The organism is Novosphingobium sp. HNCC26DJ243 (assembly GCF_057180545.1).
Genome location: NZ_JBXUGN010000001.1, coordinates 690,358 through 706,813, shown reverse-complemented (window position 1 = coordinate 706,813; position 16,456 = coordinate 690,358). Strand labels below are relative to the sequence as shown.

The window sequence follows — 16,456 nt, the reverse complement described above, 5'->3', positions numbered from 1 at the left end:
ATCAGGAGGGAAATCATGAAGTCTCGCATTCTGGCGGCGGCGCTGCTCGCGTCGCCGGTTGCTCTCGCACACCCTGCGTTGGCGGCGGACAAGCCATTCGGCGATCCGGTGCCGATGGGGGATGGGCTTACTTTCGACCCGATCATAGAGGCGCGCCTGCGCTATGAGGGCATCGATCAGCCAACCGTCGATGCCGACGCAGTCACCGCACGCCTTCGCGCAGGCTTCGAGGTCAAGCACGCGCCCTCGCACCTGTCGTTCCTGGTCGAAGCCGAAGGCACGTTTGGGATCAGCAAAGAATACAACGCCTTCCCATTCGTCCTTCCGGGCAGTTCGCAGCGCCGCCCCGGCTTTGCCGTGGTTCCCGATGGCGAGAGCATCGATCTCAACCGTCTCCAGGTCCAGTACAAGACCAAGGCCTTTGCGCTTACCGTGGGGCGCCAGCGCATAAATCTCGATGATCAGCGCTTCGTCGGCTCGGTCGGCTGGCGCCAGAACGAACAGAGCTTCGATGCGGTACGCGCAGAAGCCACGCTCGGCCCGGTCAGCCTCGACGGCACTTATGCGATCCAGCAGGATTCGATCTTTGGATCGGAAGCTGGCCCGCGTCGCTCGATGGATGGCGACTTCGTGTTCCTGGGTGCGGGCGCCAAATTCGGACCCGTCACTGCAAAGGCCTTTTCCTACCTGATCGACTATGACGAAGCCTTCGCTTACGCCAACTCGTCGCAGACCTATGGCGCGCGAGCTTCAGGCAGCTTCCCGCTGTCCAAGGCGGTCAAATTCAATGTTCTGGCAAGCTATGCCCGTCAGCTCGACATGGGCATGAACCCTGTGAACTACGAGGCCGATTACATTCTGGGCGAACTTGGCCTTGCAGCCAAGGGTTACACGCTTACCGCTGGTTACGAACAACTTGGCGCCGACAAGGCTGCGGGCAAGGCATTCCAGACGCCACTTGCCACGCTTCACAAGTTCAACGGCTGGGCCGATCTGTTCCTGACCACGCCCGCTGCTGGCCTCGAGGATTACTACGTGACGCTGGCCAAGGTCTTTCCGAAGGTGAAGGCGCTGCCAGGCCTCAATGCCAACGTGACCTACCACCGGTTCCGCAGTGACATCGGCAACACCCGCTACGGTACCGAATGGGATGCCAGCGTCGGGTTCAAGGTCAGCAAGGTAGGCTTCCTCGTGAAGTACGCCAATTACGATGCGGAGAAGTTCGGCGTCGACAAGGAGATGCTCTGGCTCCAGTCCGAAGTGGCTTTCTGATCGGTTGGGGTTGCTGCACTGCAAAATATCACTTGCAGTGCAGCACCCGAATCGGTTAGCCAAGTGAACGAAGGCCGAAGCGCCGCCCAAGGTCGGGCGAACCAGCGCAAGGCCGGAAATTCAACATCGCGTGGCAATGTCGCCGCCCAGACCGTCCTTTTCAGGATGCGTTTCGGGCGGCTTTTTCGTGTTGCGCGTCTGCGAAGGAAAAGTTCAAGTGAACGCGCCCACGACATTGAGCGAGAAGGACCGCACGGCGCAGGTGCGCCAGCGTCTTGTGGTGATCGGCAACGGCATGGCCGGGTGCCGTGCCGTCGAGGAAATCCTAGCCCGCGATCCTGCCCGCTTCCATGTGACGATCTTCGGCGCCGAACCGCGCGTGAACTACAACCGCATCATGCTTTCGCCGGTGCTGGCAGGCGAGAAGGCGTTCGCGGACATCGTCATCAATGGTGACGACTGGTACGCCGACAACGCCATTACCCTGGTTTCGGGTGACCCGGTCGTGTCGATCGACCGCGCGACGCAGACCGTGGTGGCAAGATCGGGCCGCGTCGAACCCTATGACCGGCTACTGATCGCGACAGGTTCGGACCCCTTCATAATTCCCGTGCCGGGCAAGGACCTCGCCGGGGTCGTTACGTTCCGCGATCTCGACGATGTCGACAAGATGCTCGCAGCGGCCGAAAAGGGCGGCTCTGCGGTAGTGATCGGCGGTGGCCTGCTCGGGCTGGAGGCAGCGCATGGCCTTTCGCTTCGCGGCATGAAGGTCACCGTCGTTCACCTGATGCCCACGCTGATGGAGCGCCAGCTCGATGAGGCCGCGGGCTACCTGCTCAAGACCGAACTCGAACGCCGTGGCCAGGCCATCGTCACCGGCGGGGACACCGCCGAGATCGTCGGCAAGAATGGCTATGTTTCAGCCGTGAAGCTCAAGGACGGGCGTGAATTCGACGCCGACATCGTGGTCATGGCTGTCGGCATCCGCCCGGGCACGACACTAGCCAAGTCGGCTGGCCTCGATGTCGAGCGCGGCATCGTCGTCGACGATCACATGGTCACCAGCGATCCTGCAATCATGGCCGTGGGCGAATGCGTCCAGCACCGTGGCAATTGCTACGGGCTCGTCGCGCCGCTGTGGGACATGTGCCGCGCGCTCGCCGACCATGCGACAGAACAGCCCTCAGGCTACGAAGGCTCGGTTACTTCGACCAAGCTCAAGGTCTCGGGCATCGACCTGTTCTCCGCGGGCGATTTCTCGGGCGGAGACGGGGCCGAGGACATCGTCATGCGCGATGCCGCGCGCGGGCTCTATAAACGCGTCGTCGTGCGTGACAACAAGCTGGTTGGTGCGGTGCTCTATGGCGATACCGCAGACGGCTCCTGGTACTTCGATCTCCTGCGCAAGGGCGAGGACATCTCAGACATTCGGGAGGCGCTGATCTTCGGGCAGGCCTTTGCGTCCGGGGGTGCGCTGCTGGACCCTAATGCCGCCGTTGCCGCCCTCTCGGACGATGCCGAGATCTGTGGCTGCAACGGCGTGACCAAGGGCAAGGTCGTCGAAGCGATCAACGCGGGCGCATGCAGCCTCGATGCCGTGCGCAGCACCTGCAAGGCCTCTGCCAGCTGCGGCAGTTGCACCGGGCTTGTCGAAAGCCTGCTGGCGCTGACGCTGGGAAGCGAAGTCCAGTCCGGCCCCAAGACGATGTGCAAGTGCACCAGTTTCGGCCACGATGACGTGCGCCGCCTGATCCTCGAAAAGAACCTGCGGTCGATCCCGCAGGCGCTGCAGGAACTGCACTGGAAAACGCCCGATGGCTGCTCTTCCTGCCGCCCTGCGCTCAACTATTACCTGCTTTGCGCCTGGCCGGGTGAGTACGAGGATGACCAGAAGAGCCGGTTCGTCAATGAACGCATGCACGCGAACATTCAGAAGGACGGGACCTATTCGGTCGTCCCGCGCATGTGGGGCGGCCTCACCAACCCGCGTGAACTGCGCGCGATCGCCGACGTCGTGGAAAAATACAACGCGCCGATGGTCAAGGTGACTGGCGGACAGCGGCTCGACATCTTCGGCATCAAGAAGGAAGACCTGCCTGCCGTCTGGGCCGACCTGAACGCCGCCGGGATGGTTTCGGGCCACGCCTACGGCAAGAGCTTGCGCACGGTGAAGACTTGCGTCGGATCGGAATGGTGCCGCTTCGGCACGCAGGATTCAACCGGCCTCGGCGTGAAACTTGAACGCATGACCTGGGGCTCGTGGATGCCCCACAAGTTCAAGATCGCCGTATCGGGCTGCCCGCGCAACTGCGCCGAAGCCACGATCAAGGATTTCGGCGTGGTCTGCGTGGACTCGGGCTACGAACTGCATGTCGGCGGCAACGGAGGGATCAAGGTCCGCGCCACGGACCTGCTCACCAAGGTCGCCACCGAGGACGAGGCGATGCAGGTCTGCGCCGCGTTCATCCAGCTCTATCGTGAACAGGCGCATTACCTTGAACGCACCGCGCCGTGGATCGAACGCGTCGGGCTCGAACATGTAAAGGCCGGGCTCTTCGACGATCCCGAAAGCGTGAAGCGCCTCGCCGCCCGCTTCCGCTATTCGCAGACTTTCTGCCAAGACGACCCATGGGCCGAGCGCGTGGCAGGCAAGGACGCCGACCTTCACCAGCACCTCGCCGAGGTGCGCCCGCTTCAGATGGAGAACGCCCTGTGATCGGCGATTGGCTCGATATCGGTCCGGTGGACCAGATCACCCCCGGCACTGCGCGCACGCTACCAGTGGTAGGGCACGATGAAATCGCGGTGTTCCGCACCCAGGCCAACGAATTCTACGCGCTGGTCAACAAGTGCCCGCACAAACAGGGCCCGCTCAGCCAGGGCATCGTCCACGGCAACGTCGTGGCCTGCCCGCTGCACAACTGGAACATCTCGCTCAAGACCGGCGAGGCGCTGGGCGAAGACAAGGGATGCGTGCCCACAATCCCGCTGCGTGTTGACGCAGGCCGAATCTATCTCCTGCGCTCTGCCGTGGTCGGAAGCCGCGCAGCGTGAAGGAAATCCGCACCACTTGCGCCTATTGCGGGGTCGGCTGCGGCATCCGCGCTACGGTGACAGGTGAGCGGACGGTCACGATCAAGGGCGATGTCGAGCACCCGGCCAACTTCGGCAAGCTGTGTTCCAAGGGCACGCACCTTGGCGAAACGGTGGGTCTGGAGGGGCGTCTGCTCTATCCGATGATCGGCTGCGAACGGGCGGGCTGGGATGCGGCGCTCGATCTCGTCGCGGGAAGGATGCGCGACTGCATCGAACAGCACGGGCCAGACAGCGTGGCCTTCTACGTCTCGGGCCAATTGCTGACCGAGGATTACTATGCTGCCAACAAGCTGATGAAGGGCTTTGTCGGCAGCGCCAACATCGACACCAACAGCCGGTTGTGCATGGCCAGCGCGGTCGCTGCGCACAATCGGGCTTTTGGCGAGGACATCGTTCCGGTCACCTACGACGATCTCGACGATGCCGACCTGATCCTGCTCGTCGGTTCCAACACCGCCTGGTGCCACCCTGTGATCTGGCAGCGGATCGAGGCCGCGCGCGAGGCAAGAGGCACGAAGATCGTAGTGATCGATCCTCGACGTACCGAAACGGCCGAGCAGGCCGATCTGCACGTGCCTGTTCTGCCCGATGGCGACGTGTCCCTGTTCAACGCCCTGCTGGCCGACATGGTCCGACGCGGACTGGCGCAGGGCGAAGATGCAGGGGTCGATCATGGCCTCGACCCCGAAGTCTTTGCCGCGCTGGCAGACATGGTGGCCGAGCACCCACGCATGGTCACTGTGTTCTCGATGGGCGCGAACCAGTCGGTTGCCGGCACCGACAAGGGCAACGCGATCATCAACCTGCACATCGCCACGGGCCGAATCAATGCGCCCGGCATGGGGCCGTTCTCGATGACCGGGCAGCCCAATGCGATGGGCGGGCGCGAAGTGGGCGGGCTGGCCAACATGCTCGCCTGCCACCTCGGGTTTTCCGAGGCTGAACGCGCGGATGTTTCCGGGTTCTGGGGCACCGACAGGCTGTGCACGGAGCCGGGCCTCAAGGCGGTGGACATGTTCCGCGCAATCCATGACGGCCGGATAAAGTTCCTCTGGGTCATGGCGACCAATCCCGCAGTCTCGATGCCCGACGCAGGCTTCGTGCGAGAGGCTCTGGCGCGGTGCGAGACGGTCGTGGTTTCGGACGTGATCGCCGATACCGACACCGCGCAGTTCGCGCACGTTCGCCTGCCTGCTCTCGCATGGGGCGAGAAGGACGGTACGGTCACCAATTCCGAGCGCCGGATCAGCCGCCAGCGCGCTCTGTTTGACGCGCCCGGCGAGGCGCGCGCAGATTGGGCGATCATCCGCGATGTGGCCGAGCGCATGGGCTTCGGCAGGGCGTTCGAGTGGTCTTCAGCCGCGATGGTCTATCGCGAATATGCCGCCATGACGTCACTTGCAGTAACGCATGGCAAAGTGCTCGACCTGACGACCCACGCCGCGATTTCGACGGATGACTACGAAGCGCTGGAGCCGTTTCTGTGGGGCGGTCGTCACCCTATGGCGGGGCGCGAGATGAAGCACGTTTCCGTCGAGCCACGGACGCGGATGCCCGATGCGGCCTTTCCACTTCGGCTCAACACCGGGCGCTACCGCGACCAGTGGCACACGATGACGCGCACCGGTCTTTCGCCGACACTCGCTCAGCACCGCCGTGAGCCTCTGCTCGAGGTCCATCCCGTCGATGCGGCTGCTGCGGGAATCGCGGAAGGCGCCTTGGCCGAGGTCGTCTCGCAGAGCGGACGTTCAGTCTTTCGGGCCAGCGTTACGGACGCACAGGCGCAAGGGCAGGTCTTCGTGCCCATGCATTGGAGCGAGGCGATGGCCAGCGGCGGTCGGGGTAACCTGCTGCCCGATCAGTCCGTCGATCCCGTCTCGGGCCAGCCGGGTTTCAAGAACAATGCGTGCCGGATCGCCGCCGTGAGTACCGATTGGCGCGCATTTCTTGTCCGTGCCGAAGCGATCGCACCGGACGGGCTGGTCTGGTGGAGCCGTTCCCGGATCGAGGGCGGATGGCTTCACGAACTGGCCGGAAACGGAACGATCGACGCCGATGCGCTGCTGCCCGGGGGCGAACGGATCGAAGTTCTCGATGCGGTGCGCGGCATGCGCCGCATCGTAGTGCTCGATACGGCAGAAAGGCTTGTCGCTGCGCTCTACGTGACACGCAGCGGCACCTTGCCTGCGCGCGATTGGATCATCGGGCAATTGCGTTCAGGGGACGCGCAGCCGAGCGCACTTCTCGCCGGACGGCCCAGCACGCCAGTGCCCGATCGCGGTCCGATCGTCTGCGTCTGCCACGGCATCGGCACGAAACACATTCTTGCGGTCGCACAGGATGGGGCAGCGTCGGTCGAGGCGGTGGGCAAGGCCTGTGGGGCAGGCACGAACTGCGGATCGTGCCGTCCAGCAATTGCCCGGCTTCTGCGGGAATACAAAACTGAACTAGCGGAGGCATCGTAATGACGCATGACTTTCCTGCAGGCATGGTCTGGCTGGTGGGCGCAGGGCCCGGCGATCCCGAATTGCTTACGCGCAAGGCCGAACGGCTGATCGGGTCCGCCAGTGTGATCTTTTATGATGCGCTGGTTGGCCTGGAAGTCCTTGGTTTCGCGTCAGACAATGCGCGACTGATACACGTGGGCAAGCGCTCCGGAAGGCATTCCAGGGACCAGAAGACAATCGACCGACTGATCGCCGAAGCAGCGCTTGTCGGCGAACGCGTCGTCAGGCTCAAGGGTGGGGACCCCTCCATCTTCGGTCGCGCGACAGAGGAATTGGACGCTTGCCGCGCAGCGGGCGTTGCGGTGGCGGTGTGTCCGGGTGTGACTGCGGCGAGTGCTGCGGCAGCAGGGCTGGGGCGTTCGCTTACGCTTCGGGGACTGGCACGCAAGCTGGTGTTCGTGACGGCGCACGCGCGGGCCGGAGAGGCGCTCGATCTCGATTGGCGGTCGCTGGCCGATCCCGAGGCCACGCTGGCGGTCTATATGGGCAAGGCTGCGTCAGGCGATGTCTCACGAAACCTGATCGCGGCGGGGCTTGCGGCAGATACCCCGGTAGTGCTGGTCGAGAACGCGAGCCTTCCAGACGAAAGGCACTTCCAGACGCGGCTTGATCTCCTGCCCCTGGCCGCGCGAACCGCGCTGGGCGATGGGCCGGCGCTCCTGATGATCGGTCAGGCAATGCGGCAGAGCGATGCGGGCTGTCGAGCAATGCTGGACAGTTTTCCCGAAGAAGAAGCTCCGACTGATGTGTCGTTGAATATCCCTATTTTACAGGAGCTTGCCGCACAATCTTGAGAGATTCAAGATGATCGTATGGCAGGCTTGACCGATGCGCCTGGTCAGCTTCGGCGCGATTACTCGAGTGTTCGCCTAGAGCGAGCCGGGGCCAGGGGGATAATTTAACCGCTCAATCGCGGCGCAAGGTGTAATCTCGGCGACAGATCGGATACGGGGCGGTTATTTTGGCGATATTCCTCGTCTTCATATGACGTCTCAATTGCCAAGCCTAAGCCAATGAAAAGGTCTTAATCTGGTTCCCTGAGGCGAACGAGATCGGTGAGGACTTGAAGCGCCGGGCTGGACACGTTGTGGCGCCCGGCGGCGTCGAGCACCGCGCCGTTGATCGATTCGACTTCCGTGCGGCGACCAGCGAGGCGATCCTGAAGCATCGATGGCTTGTGCGTGCGGTGATTGGCGAGTGCGAAATCGACCTTGGCGCAAAGCCGGGGGTGGTCAACCTCTGCACCTTCGGCTTTGGCGATGGTGGCAATTTCATCGATGACGGCGCGGGCCGCGCTGCGACCGGCCGGATGATCGAGACCGCCAACCGGCAATCCCGAGACAGTGCACAAGGCATTGAGCGCAGCGTTAAAAGCAACCTTTTCCCACACGGCTACACGGACATGTGGATCGGCGACCGCATTGAGCCCTGCAGCGTTGAACACGCTGGCGACGGCTTGGGCGCGATCGTCTGCGCCGGCGGGATAATTGCCGAGAAAGATATGCCCCTGCCCGTGCGACGCGACCCGGGTGGGCCCTTCGAGATCGGCGGGAAAATCGGTGACGCCCCACAGAATGCGGTCCGCCGGGAAAACCTCAGCTATGGCCTCGACATTGCCGAGTCCGTTCTGGAGCGTGAGAACGGCGCAATCGGTGCGGACAAGGTGCGCGACTGAACGGATGGCGGCGGCACTGTGCATGCCCTTGGTGAAGAGCATCAGCAGGTCGACCGGACCGTCAGCTTCGGCGGCGAGCGCAGCATCGACGACCGCGCGGTGATGTCCGCTGTCATCATCCAGCGTGATGCCTTCTGCGGCGATCTGCGCGAGGCGGGCAGGATCGACGTCGACCACAGTGACGGACTTGCCGGCAAGGGCGAGGCGACCTGCGAACAGGCAGCCCATGGCGCCGGCGCCGACTATCACGATCCGTTCCATTGACCCGTTCCTCCCCTCACGTGCACATGCAGGCACGCGAGTTTGGGGGATCGCAAGCCTTGGTCAAGTGGCCAGCGGGAACAGCTCTGCGAAGCGGCGCGCGGCTTCGGGGAGTAGGCCTGAGCGGCGGCGATGAAGCAGGAAACCGCGCGTACGGGCAAGTTCGGGAATGTCGAGCCGGCGCATGGTTCCGCTCGCGACGTGTGCCGCGAGAAGGGGTTCGGGCAGCCAGCAGAGCAGGCGACTGCGCGCGGCAACGGCGATCATGGCCTCGACCGATGCAGTTTCGACCGCGATGCGGGGGAGGGCACAGCCTTGCGCGCGAACCAGACGCTCGAAGGTCTCGCGCGGGGTGAAGGCGGGTCCAGGCATGATCCAATCGTGCTGAAGGGCGGCGGCAAGGCATGCGGACGATGGCAGCGGATGATCGGTGGCGCAGAACACGGCAAAGCTGTCGGCATAAGCGCCGGGCCCGATGACGGTCACGTCGGGATGATCGAGCGGGCTGGCGGCAACCACAAGATCGACGCGCCGAGTGACGAGTGCGTCCAGCAGTTCGCCGTCCACCGCCTCGCTCAGTTCGACGCCAAGGCCGGGGGCATCGGCGAGTAGCTTGCCCACGGTATCGGCGACGAGCGTGCGCATGACCGCAGCGACTGCGCCGACCCGCACGACGCCGCGCCTGAGACCCTTGAGCGCGCCCAGTTCATCACGCGTGGCCTGCATCTCGTGGACGATGTGGCGGGCGTGGGTGGCGAGCAGATCACCGGCCGGGGTGAGCGTCATGCCCTTGCCGCCGCGGTCGAACAGCGGGTGGCCGAGGCGGTGCTCCATGCCCTTGACCAGTCGGCTGAGCGAAGGCTGGGTGAGATTGGCCAACCGCGCGGCGCGGCCGAGGCTGCCGGTTTCGGCGATAGCAAGAAAGGCGCGGAGTTGGCGTTCGTCAAAATCCATGCGTTGAGCGTATGGCTTTGGCGGTGATTTGCAATTGTTTCGATTGGTCGGGTGGTTCATCGTTTTCGTAGAAAAACAAGGAACCGGGAGAGACCATGCCTACCGTCCGCGACGTGACCATCAACCTGATGCGCGAGCTGGGCATGACGACGGTGTTCGGCAATCCGGGATCGACCGAGCTGCCGATGTTCCGCGACTTTCCCGAGGATTTTCGGTATGTGATGGGGCTGCAGGAAAGTGTCGTGCTGGGCATGGCGGATGGCTTTGCGCAAGGCACGCGCAAGGCGGCTCTGGTCAACCTGCATAGCTCGGCAGGCGTAGGCCATGCGCTGGGCAACCTGTTCACTGCGTTCAAGAACCAGACGCCGCTGGTGGTAACGGCGGGGCAGCAGGCGCGTTCGATCCTCCCATACGAGCCGTTCCTGTTCGCCGAGCGTGCCGCGGAGTTTCCCCGGCCCTTCGTCAAGTGGTCGTGCGAGCCCGCGCGGGCCGAGGATGTGCCGGCAGCGCTGCACCGTGCGTGGCTGGTGGCGATGGAGCCGCCGTGCGGGCCGACATTCGTCTCGATTCCGATCGACGACTGGGACCGCGATTGCGCGCCCTTCACTGCGCGGACCGTCCATGCCGGGAAAGAGCCGGATGCGGGCGCGATTGCGGCATGCGGCTTGGCGCTGGCGAAGGCGCGGCGGCCGGCCATCGTGGTGGGCGCGGGGGTTGCGCGCGATGGGGCGTGGGATCAGGTGGTTGCTCTTGCCGAACGGCACAATGCTGCGGTGCTGGTCGCGCCTATGTCGGCGCGGTGCAGCTTCCCCGAGGATCATCCGCTGTTTGCCGGCTTTCTGACGGCAGGGCGCGAGGCAATCGTCGCAGCGCTGGCAAGCTTCGACTTCGTACTGGCGCTGGGCGGGCCGATGAGTCTCTACCATGTCGAGGGGCAAGGGCCGCACGTGCCCGAGAGTTGCGAAGTGTGGATGATCGGCGACAATCATGTCCATGCTGCTTGGGCACCTGCGGGCGCGGCCATCGTGGCGCAGTGCGACAAGGCGCTCGATCAATTGCTGGCGGGGCCTGAACCCGAGGCACGGGTCCCGCCGGAAGGACGGATATTGCCGGCGCCGCTGGACGGCTCGGCGATGACTGATGCCTATGTGCTGCAGCGGATCGCCGCCTTGCGAGGGCGCAAGACGATCATCGTCGAGGAAGCGCCGTCGAGCCGTGGGCCGATGCACGACCGGTTGCCGATCGTGGCGAAGGACACATTCTACACAACGGCCAGCGGCGGGTTGGGCCATGGGCTTCCAGCGGCGGTTGGGATGGCCATGGCGCGACCCGGCGACAAGGTAATCGCCGTGCTGGGCGACGGGTCGGCGATGTACGCGATTCAGGGACTGCATGCAGCGGCTCAGAACGGGGCCGCCGTCAGCTTCGTGATCATCAAGAACAATCGCTACGAGGCACTGCACCACTTCGGGCGGCATTTCGGAATGCAGACGCTGGTCGGCACGCAATTTCCCGAGCTGGATTTCTGCATGCTTGCGCAAGGCCACGGGGTGCAGGCGCGGCGCGCCACGGATGCGGCCAGCCTTGACGAAGCGCTGCGCTGGTCCTTCGCGGCGAATGGTCCGACACTTGTAGAGGCGATGGTGCTGTGACGTTGCGGATATCCGACCTCATCGACGATCGTCCGGCAGACGGCGTGTTTCGGGTAAACCGTGCGATCTTCACCGATCCAGCCGTTTTTGATGCCGAGATGCGGGTGCTGTTCGAAGGTGGGTGGGTGTTCCTCGGGCTCGAGAGTCAGGCAGAGAACGCGCACGACTTCTTCACGACCTTTGCTGGCCGTGTTCCGGTCCTGGTGCAGCGCGATGGCGAGGGGACGTTGCGCGGCTTCGTCAACACCTGCCCGCACAAAGGCGCGCGGCTGGCGCAGGTGCGACAGGGCAATGCACGGCTGCACGTTTGTCCCTATCACAGCTGGACCTTCGACAGCGCGGGTCGCAACAAGGCGGTGAAATGGCAGAAGGCGGGATGCTATTCCGAGAGCTTCGGGCGGGAAGATCACGGGCTGGCCGAACTGCCCCGATTTGCGAACTATCGCGGGTTCCTGTTCGGCAGTCTTGCGGCGGACGTCCTGTCGCTGGCCGACCATCTGGGTGAGACGACCAAGCTGCTCGATCTCGTTGCGGATCAGAGCGAGGAGGGACTCGAACTCGTGCCGGGGCAGGTGACCTTCACGTTCGAGGCGAACTGGAAACTGCAGCTCGAGAACTGCTCGGACGCCTATCATTTTACCTCCGCGCATCCTTCCTACATTCGCGTGCTAGAGCGGCGGCAGAAGGAGATGAGCGGGGACGTCGTCGCCTCGGTGTGGGAGAACAGCGACTACTGGAAGGAAGAGACGCAAGGGATCGGCGGCGGAAGCTTCTCTTTCGCCAACGGGCACGTGCTCAACTGGGGCGTGTTCGGTGTGACGCCTGCAATCCCGCTATACGAGAGCGCAAGGGCGCTGGCCGAACGGCACGGCGAGGGCAAGCGCGACTGGATGTTCAACATGCGGAACCTCACGATCTTCCCCAACCTGCAGGTGGCAGAGAATGCCTCGAGCCAGTTGCGCGTGATCCGCCCGGTTGCGCCGGGGCTGACCGAAATGCGGACTTGGTGCATCGCGCCGAAAGGAGAGAGCAATGATGCCCGCCGCCAGCGCATTCGCCAGTACGAGGATTTCTTCAATCCGACCGGCATGGCAACGCCCGACGACACGGTATCATACGAAAATTGCCAGATCGGCTTTGCAGGAACGGTCGAGCCCTGGCTGCAAGGTTATGCGCGGGGGATGACGGCGAGCGTGGACGGCGGGAATCGCTTTTCCGACCGGATCGACCTCAGTCCCGAACGCAGCGTGCTGGCGGATTCACAGCTGTGCGACGAGACGCTTTATCACGCCTATTACCGGGCATGGGCCAAGCGTATGGAAGCGGAGTTCGCAGCATGAGCGCGGAGTTGACCCGCGCCGGGGCTGAAGAGCTTCTCTATCGCGAAGCCCTGCTCATCGACACGGGGCGCTTTGCCGAGTGGCTCGATCTGTTCACGCCCGACGTCGAATTCTGGATGCCGGCGTGGCGCGACGAGACGACCACTACGCGAGATCCCGACCGTGAATTGTCGCTAATCTACTACAAAGGTCGGCGCAATCTCGAAGATCGCGTCATGCGGCTGACCTCCGGGCTGTCGACGGCGTCGTCACCCCTGCCGCGTGTGGTGCATCAGGTGACCAATGTTCTGGTAACAGGTGCGGACGAAGGCGGTGCAGACGTTTCCGCAGCCTTCACCTGCCACCGCTTCGATGTGCGCATGAACCGCGCCGATTGTTTCTTCGGACGCTATGAATACCGGCTCGTTCCGGACGGTTCGGCATGGAAGATCGCGCGAAAGACGATTTTCCTGCTGAACGACACGATTCCGACGGTGGTCGACATCAATTCAATCTGACACCGGCTCGAGCCTGAGCGCAACCTTCTGACATCCTGAATTTTCCCTGAGTTTGGCCGATGGCCGGTTGCGAGTTTTCGCACTCGGCGCGCTTGCGTACGCTTGACGGAGTGAACGTTCTCATTTAGGTGAACGTTCACAATAGGCGCGAGGCGTCGAGTCCCGAACAGTGGGGGGAGAGGAAGTATGAGGTCAAAGCGTTCCATGATCGTGCGTGCGTCGAGCTTCGGCGCAATGGCACTGGCGCTCGCCAGCCAGACCGCATTGGCGCAGGAGGTGGCTCCGGCTGAGGGTGAGGGCGAGGCGATCGTCGTGACCGGCATCCGCGCCTCACTCGCACAGGCTCTCAACATCAAACGCAGCGCGCAGGGCGTGGTCGATGCGATCTCTGCCGAAGACATCGGCAAGTTCCCCGACACCAACCTTGCTGAATCGCTGCAGCGCATCACGGGCGTCTCGATCGACCGTTCCAACGGCGAAGGTTCGACCGTGACGGTGCGCGGCTTCGGGCCCGACTTCAACCTCGTCCTCCTCAACGGCCGCCAGATGCCCGCATCCAGCCTCGGTGGAAGCAGTGGCGCTCCGGCCTCGCGCTCGTTCGACTTCGCCAACCTTGCCTCCGAAGGCATTGCCGGGGTCGAAGTCTACAAGTCGGGCCGCGCATCGCTCGCCACCGGCGGCATCGGTTCGGTCATCAACATCAAGACTGCCAAGCCGCTCGATCGTCCGGGCTTTCACGGCAGCATCGGTGCCAAGGGTGTCTATGACACGTCGCTCTTCGAAGGCACCAGCATCACGCCGGAAGTCTCGGGCATCATCAGCAATACTTTCGCAGATGGCCGCATCGGCGTGTTGCTGACCGGGTCGTATCAGGATCGCAAGGCCAGCCAGGCGCAGTTCAATGCTGGCTGGCGCGAGGGCTATCTCGGTTCGGAAAACAACTGGGGTTCGCTGGCGATGCCGGGCAGCCCGGGCTTTGCCAACATCGAGAACCGTCCTGGGCCAAACGATGTCTATCAGGTCACGCAGAACGCGGGCTATGACTTCACGACATTCCGCCGCAAGCGCATCAACGGTCAGGCCGTGGTGCAGATCAAGCCGACCGACACGCTGACAGCCACTGTCGACTATACCTTCTCGCAGAACACGATCGACGCGCGCACCAACTCGATCGGCGTGTGGTTCAACCACGGCGACACCTCCAGCAGCTGGACCGATGGGCCGGCGGCCGGCCCGAACTTCTATGCCGAGAACTTCGGCCCCGGCAAGGACCTCGCCATTACCGGCGCGGTCGCAGCCAACCGCTCGCGCAACCACTCGATCGGTGGCAATCTCAAGTGGGATGGCCCCGGTGGCCTGCGTCTCGAGCTTGACGGCCACCATTCGACAGCGGAAAGCAAGCCGACCAAGCCTTATGGCTCGGGCATCGCGGTCGGCAGCGCGATCTTCGGCGTGAAGTCGCAGAAGGTCGATTACACTTCCGACATGCCGGTCATCAGTGTTCAGATGTACCCCGGTGCGGAAATCCAGGCTTCGAACATCCGCCCGGCAGGCAACGCCTTCCGCACGGCCTACATGCGTGACGAGATCAACGAAGTTGCGTTGCGCGGCGGTTACGATTTCGATGCCTCGTTCATCGATAGCCTCGATTTCGGCGTGACCTACACCGAGAACAAGGTGCGCTCGGCCTTCGGCGTTATCCAGAACGACACGTGGGGTGGCACGCTTTCGGCAGCCGATACGCCGGACGATCTCTACCAGATCCGCAACCTGCCCAAGGATCTTTCGGGCATGTCTGGTTCGCAGGATGGGTCGATCATCCCGAACTACTTCGAGATCGACACTGACGGCCTGATCAAGTTGCTCGACAGCAAGCTCGGCATTTGCAGCAGCGCGGTCGCGGCAGGCACCTGCATCGCCAAGTACACCACGGACCGCAGCGTTCGCGAACGCACCGTGGCGCCCTATCTGCAGACGACCCACTCGTTCGATCTGGGTGCCGGCACCGGGCACCTGCGCCTCGGCCTGCGCTATGAGAAGACCAAGGTCGACTCCACGGCACAGGTGCCGATCCCGGTCCGCACGATCTGGACCGGCGGCAACGAAACCGCGATCGATTATGGCAACCCGCAGCAAGTTGCCGCAGCCTCGCTCAAGGGCGAGTACGAGAACTGGCTGCCAGCGATCGACTTTGACATGGAGCCGGTCCGGAATGTCCGCCTGCGCGCATCCTACAGCCAGACGATCACGCGCCCCGACTATACCTCGCTGCAGGGTGGTACCACGCTTGCCTCGCCAATCCGCATCGGTGGCAGCACGGCATCGAGCGGCAATCCGGGCCTGCTGCCGTACAAGTCGAACAATGTCGATCTTTCGGCTGAGTGGTACTACGCGCCGACCAGCTACGTGTCGGTGGGCTTCTTCCACAAGGTGGTGAAGAACTTCATCAGCCAGACCCAGGTGAACCAGCCTGCGTTCGGACTGACGAATGCCGCAGCGGGTGCGAATGCGGCAGAGGCCCGTGCGGCGCTCGGCCCGAACGCCACCGCACAGCAGTTGCTCGACTACATCGGTGCCAAGTATCCGTCGACCGTCACTCGGGACAGCAACGGAGTCGTTACCGGCGTTGTTGGTCAGAGTTCCGATCCGCTGGTCAACTTCATTACCACGCAGCCGACCAACAGCGATCAAAAGGCCAAGCTGTGGGGTTGGGAATTTGCGATACAGCACAGCTTCGGGGACAGCGGCTTCGGCACGATCCTGAACTACACCGTGGTGAAGAGCGACACCAAGTTCGACAACGCCGTCCGCTACACCGTGCCGCAGTTCGCGGTGACCGGGGTCAGCGACAGCGCCAACGCGGTGCTGTTCTACGACAAGAACGGTCTGCAGGCGCGCGTTGCCTACAACTGGCGTGATGGTTTCCTCTCGGGCTACGGGTTCGACCCGTACTACGTGAAGGCCTATGGCCAGTTCGACGTCAGTGCATCGTACGAAATCCGCAAGGGCGTGACGGTGTTCGTCGAGGGCATCAACATCACCAATGCCGACCGCAAGGGCTATCAGCGCAACACCCAGACCGTGTTCTTTGCGGCACCGGGCTATGCGCGCTATGCTGCCGGTGCACGGTTTACGTTCTGATGCTGGCGGGGTGATCCGCTTGTGTTGAAAGACCCGGCGGCCCGTACTGCTTGCTGGCAGT

General features: G+C 63.4%; 11 protein-coding genes. 9 read left to right on the top strand and 2 right to left on the bottom strand.

Features of this window, described 5'->3' with window-relative positions:
- Positions 1–15 precede the first annotated feature (15 nt).
- The 5 genes from AC2A04_RS03350 (at position 16) to cobA (ending at position 7,669) form a co-directional block, all read left to right on the top strand.
- Complete coding sequence (locus AC2A04_RS03350; RefSeq protein WP_484210898.1) at positions 16–1,272, top strand: alginate export family protein; 1,257 nt, start codon at positions 16–18, stop codon at positions 1,270–1,272.
- Between the two features lie 217 nt (positions 1,273–1,489).
- The gene (gene nirB / locus AC2A04_RS03345; protein ID WP_484210897.1) at positions 1,490–3,988 is read left to right on the top strand and encodes a nitrite reductase large subunit NirB; all 2,499 of its coding nucleotides are present in this window, start codon (positions 1,490–1,492) and stop codon (positions 3,986–3,988) included.
- A complete protein-coding gene (gene nirD / locus AC2A04_RS03340; RefSeq protein WP_484210896.1) occupies positions 3,985–4,326 on the top strand; it encodes a nitrite reductase small subunit NirD in 342 nt (113 codons plus the stop codon). The genes nirB and nirD overlap by 4 nt, the downstream gene beginning before the upstream one ends.
- A complete protein-coding gene (locus AC2A04_RS03335; RefSeq protein WP_484210895.1) occupies positions 4,323–6,833 on the top strand; it encodes a nitrate reductase in 2,511 nt (836 codons plus the stop codon). The genes nirD and AC2A04_RS03335 overlap by 4 nt, the downstream gene beginning before the upstream one ends.
- Entirely contained in the window at positions 6,833–7,669 is an 837-nt protein-coding gene (gene cobA / locus AC2A04_RS03330) for a uroporphyrinogen-III C-methyltransferase (protein ID WP_484210894.1), read from the top strand. The genes AC2A04_RS03335 and cobA overlap by 1 nt, the downstream gene beginning before the upstream one ends.
- Positions 7,670–7,899: 230 nt before the next feature.
- Here the strand turns inward: cobA and AC2A04_RS03325 are convergent, their stop codons facing one another.
- Positions 7,900–8,811 (bottom strand): ketopantoate reductase family protein, encoded by a 912-nt coding sequence (locus AC2A04_RS03325; RefSeq protein WP_484210893.1) that lies wholly within the window; start codon positions 8,809–8,811, stop codon positions 7,900–7,902.
- Between the two features lie 63 nt (positions 8,812–8,874).
- The gene (locus AC2A04_RS03320) at positions 8,875–9,765 is read right to left on the bottom strand and encodes a LysR family transcriptional regulator (RefSeq protein WP_484210892.1); all 891 of its coding nucleotides are present in this window, start codon (positions 9,763–9,765) and stop codon (positions 8,875–8,877) included.
- Between the two features lie 95 nt (positions 9,766–9,860).
- Between AC2A04_RS03320 and mdlC the strand changes: the two genes are divergently transcribed.
- From mdlC to AC2A04_RS03300, 4 genes are all read left to right on the top strand, one after another.
- A complete protein-coding gene (gene mdlC, locus AC2A04_RS03315) occupies positions 9,861–11,417 on the top strand; it encodes a benzoylformate decarboxylase (RefSeq protein WP_484210891.1) in 1,557 nt (518 codons plus the stop codon).
- Positions 11,414–12,757, top strand: coding sequence for an aromatic ring-hydroxylating oxygenase subunit alpha (locus tag AC2A04_RS03310; protein ID WP_484210890.1), 1,344 nt, complete (start codon positions 11,414–11,416; stop codon positions 12,755–12,757). The genes mdlC and AC2A04_RS03310 overlap by 4 nt, the downstream gene beginning before the upstream one ends.
- Complete coding sequence (locus AC2A04_RS03305) at positions 12,754–13,254, top strand: aromatic-ring-hydroxylating dioxygenase subunit beta (RefSeq protein WP_484210889.1); 501 nt, start codon at positions 12,754–12,756, stop codon at positions 13,252–13,254. The genes AC2A04_RS03310 and AC2A04_RS03305 overlap by 4 nt, the downstream gene beginning before the upstream one ends.
- A 186-nt stretch (positions 13,255–13,440) precedes the next feature.
- Entirely contained in the window at positions 13,441–16,395 is a 2,955-nt protein-coding gene (locus AC2A04_RS03300) for a TonB-dependent receptor (protein WP_484210888.1), read from the top strand.
- Positions 16,396–16,456 lie beyond the last annotated feature (61 nt).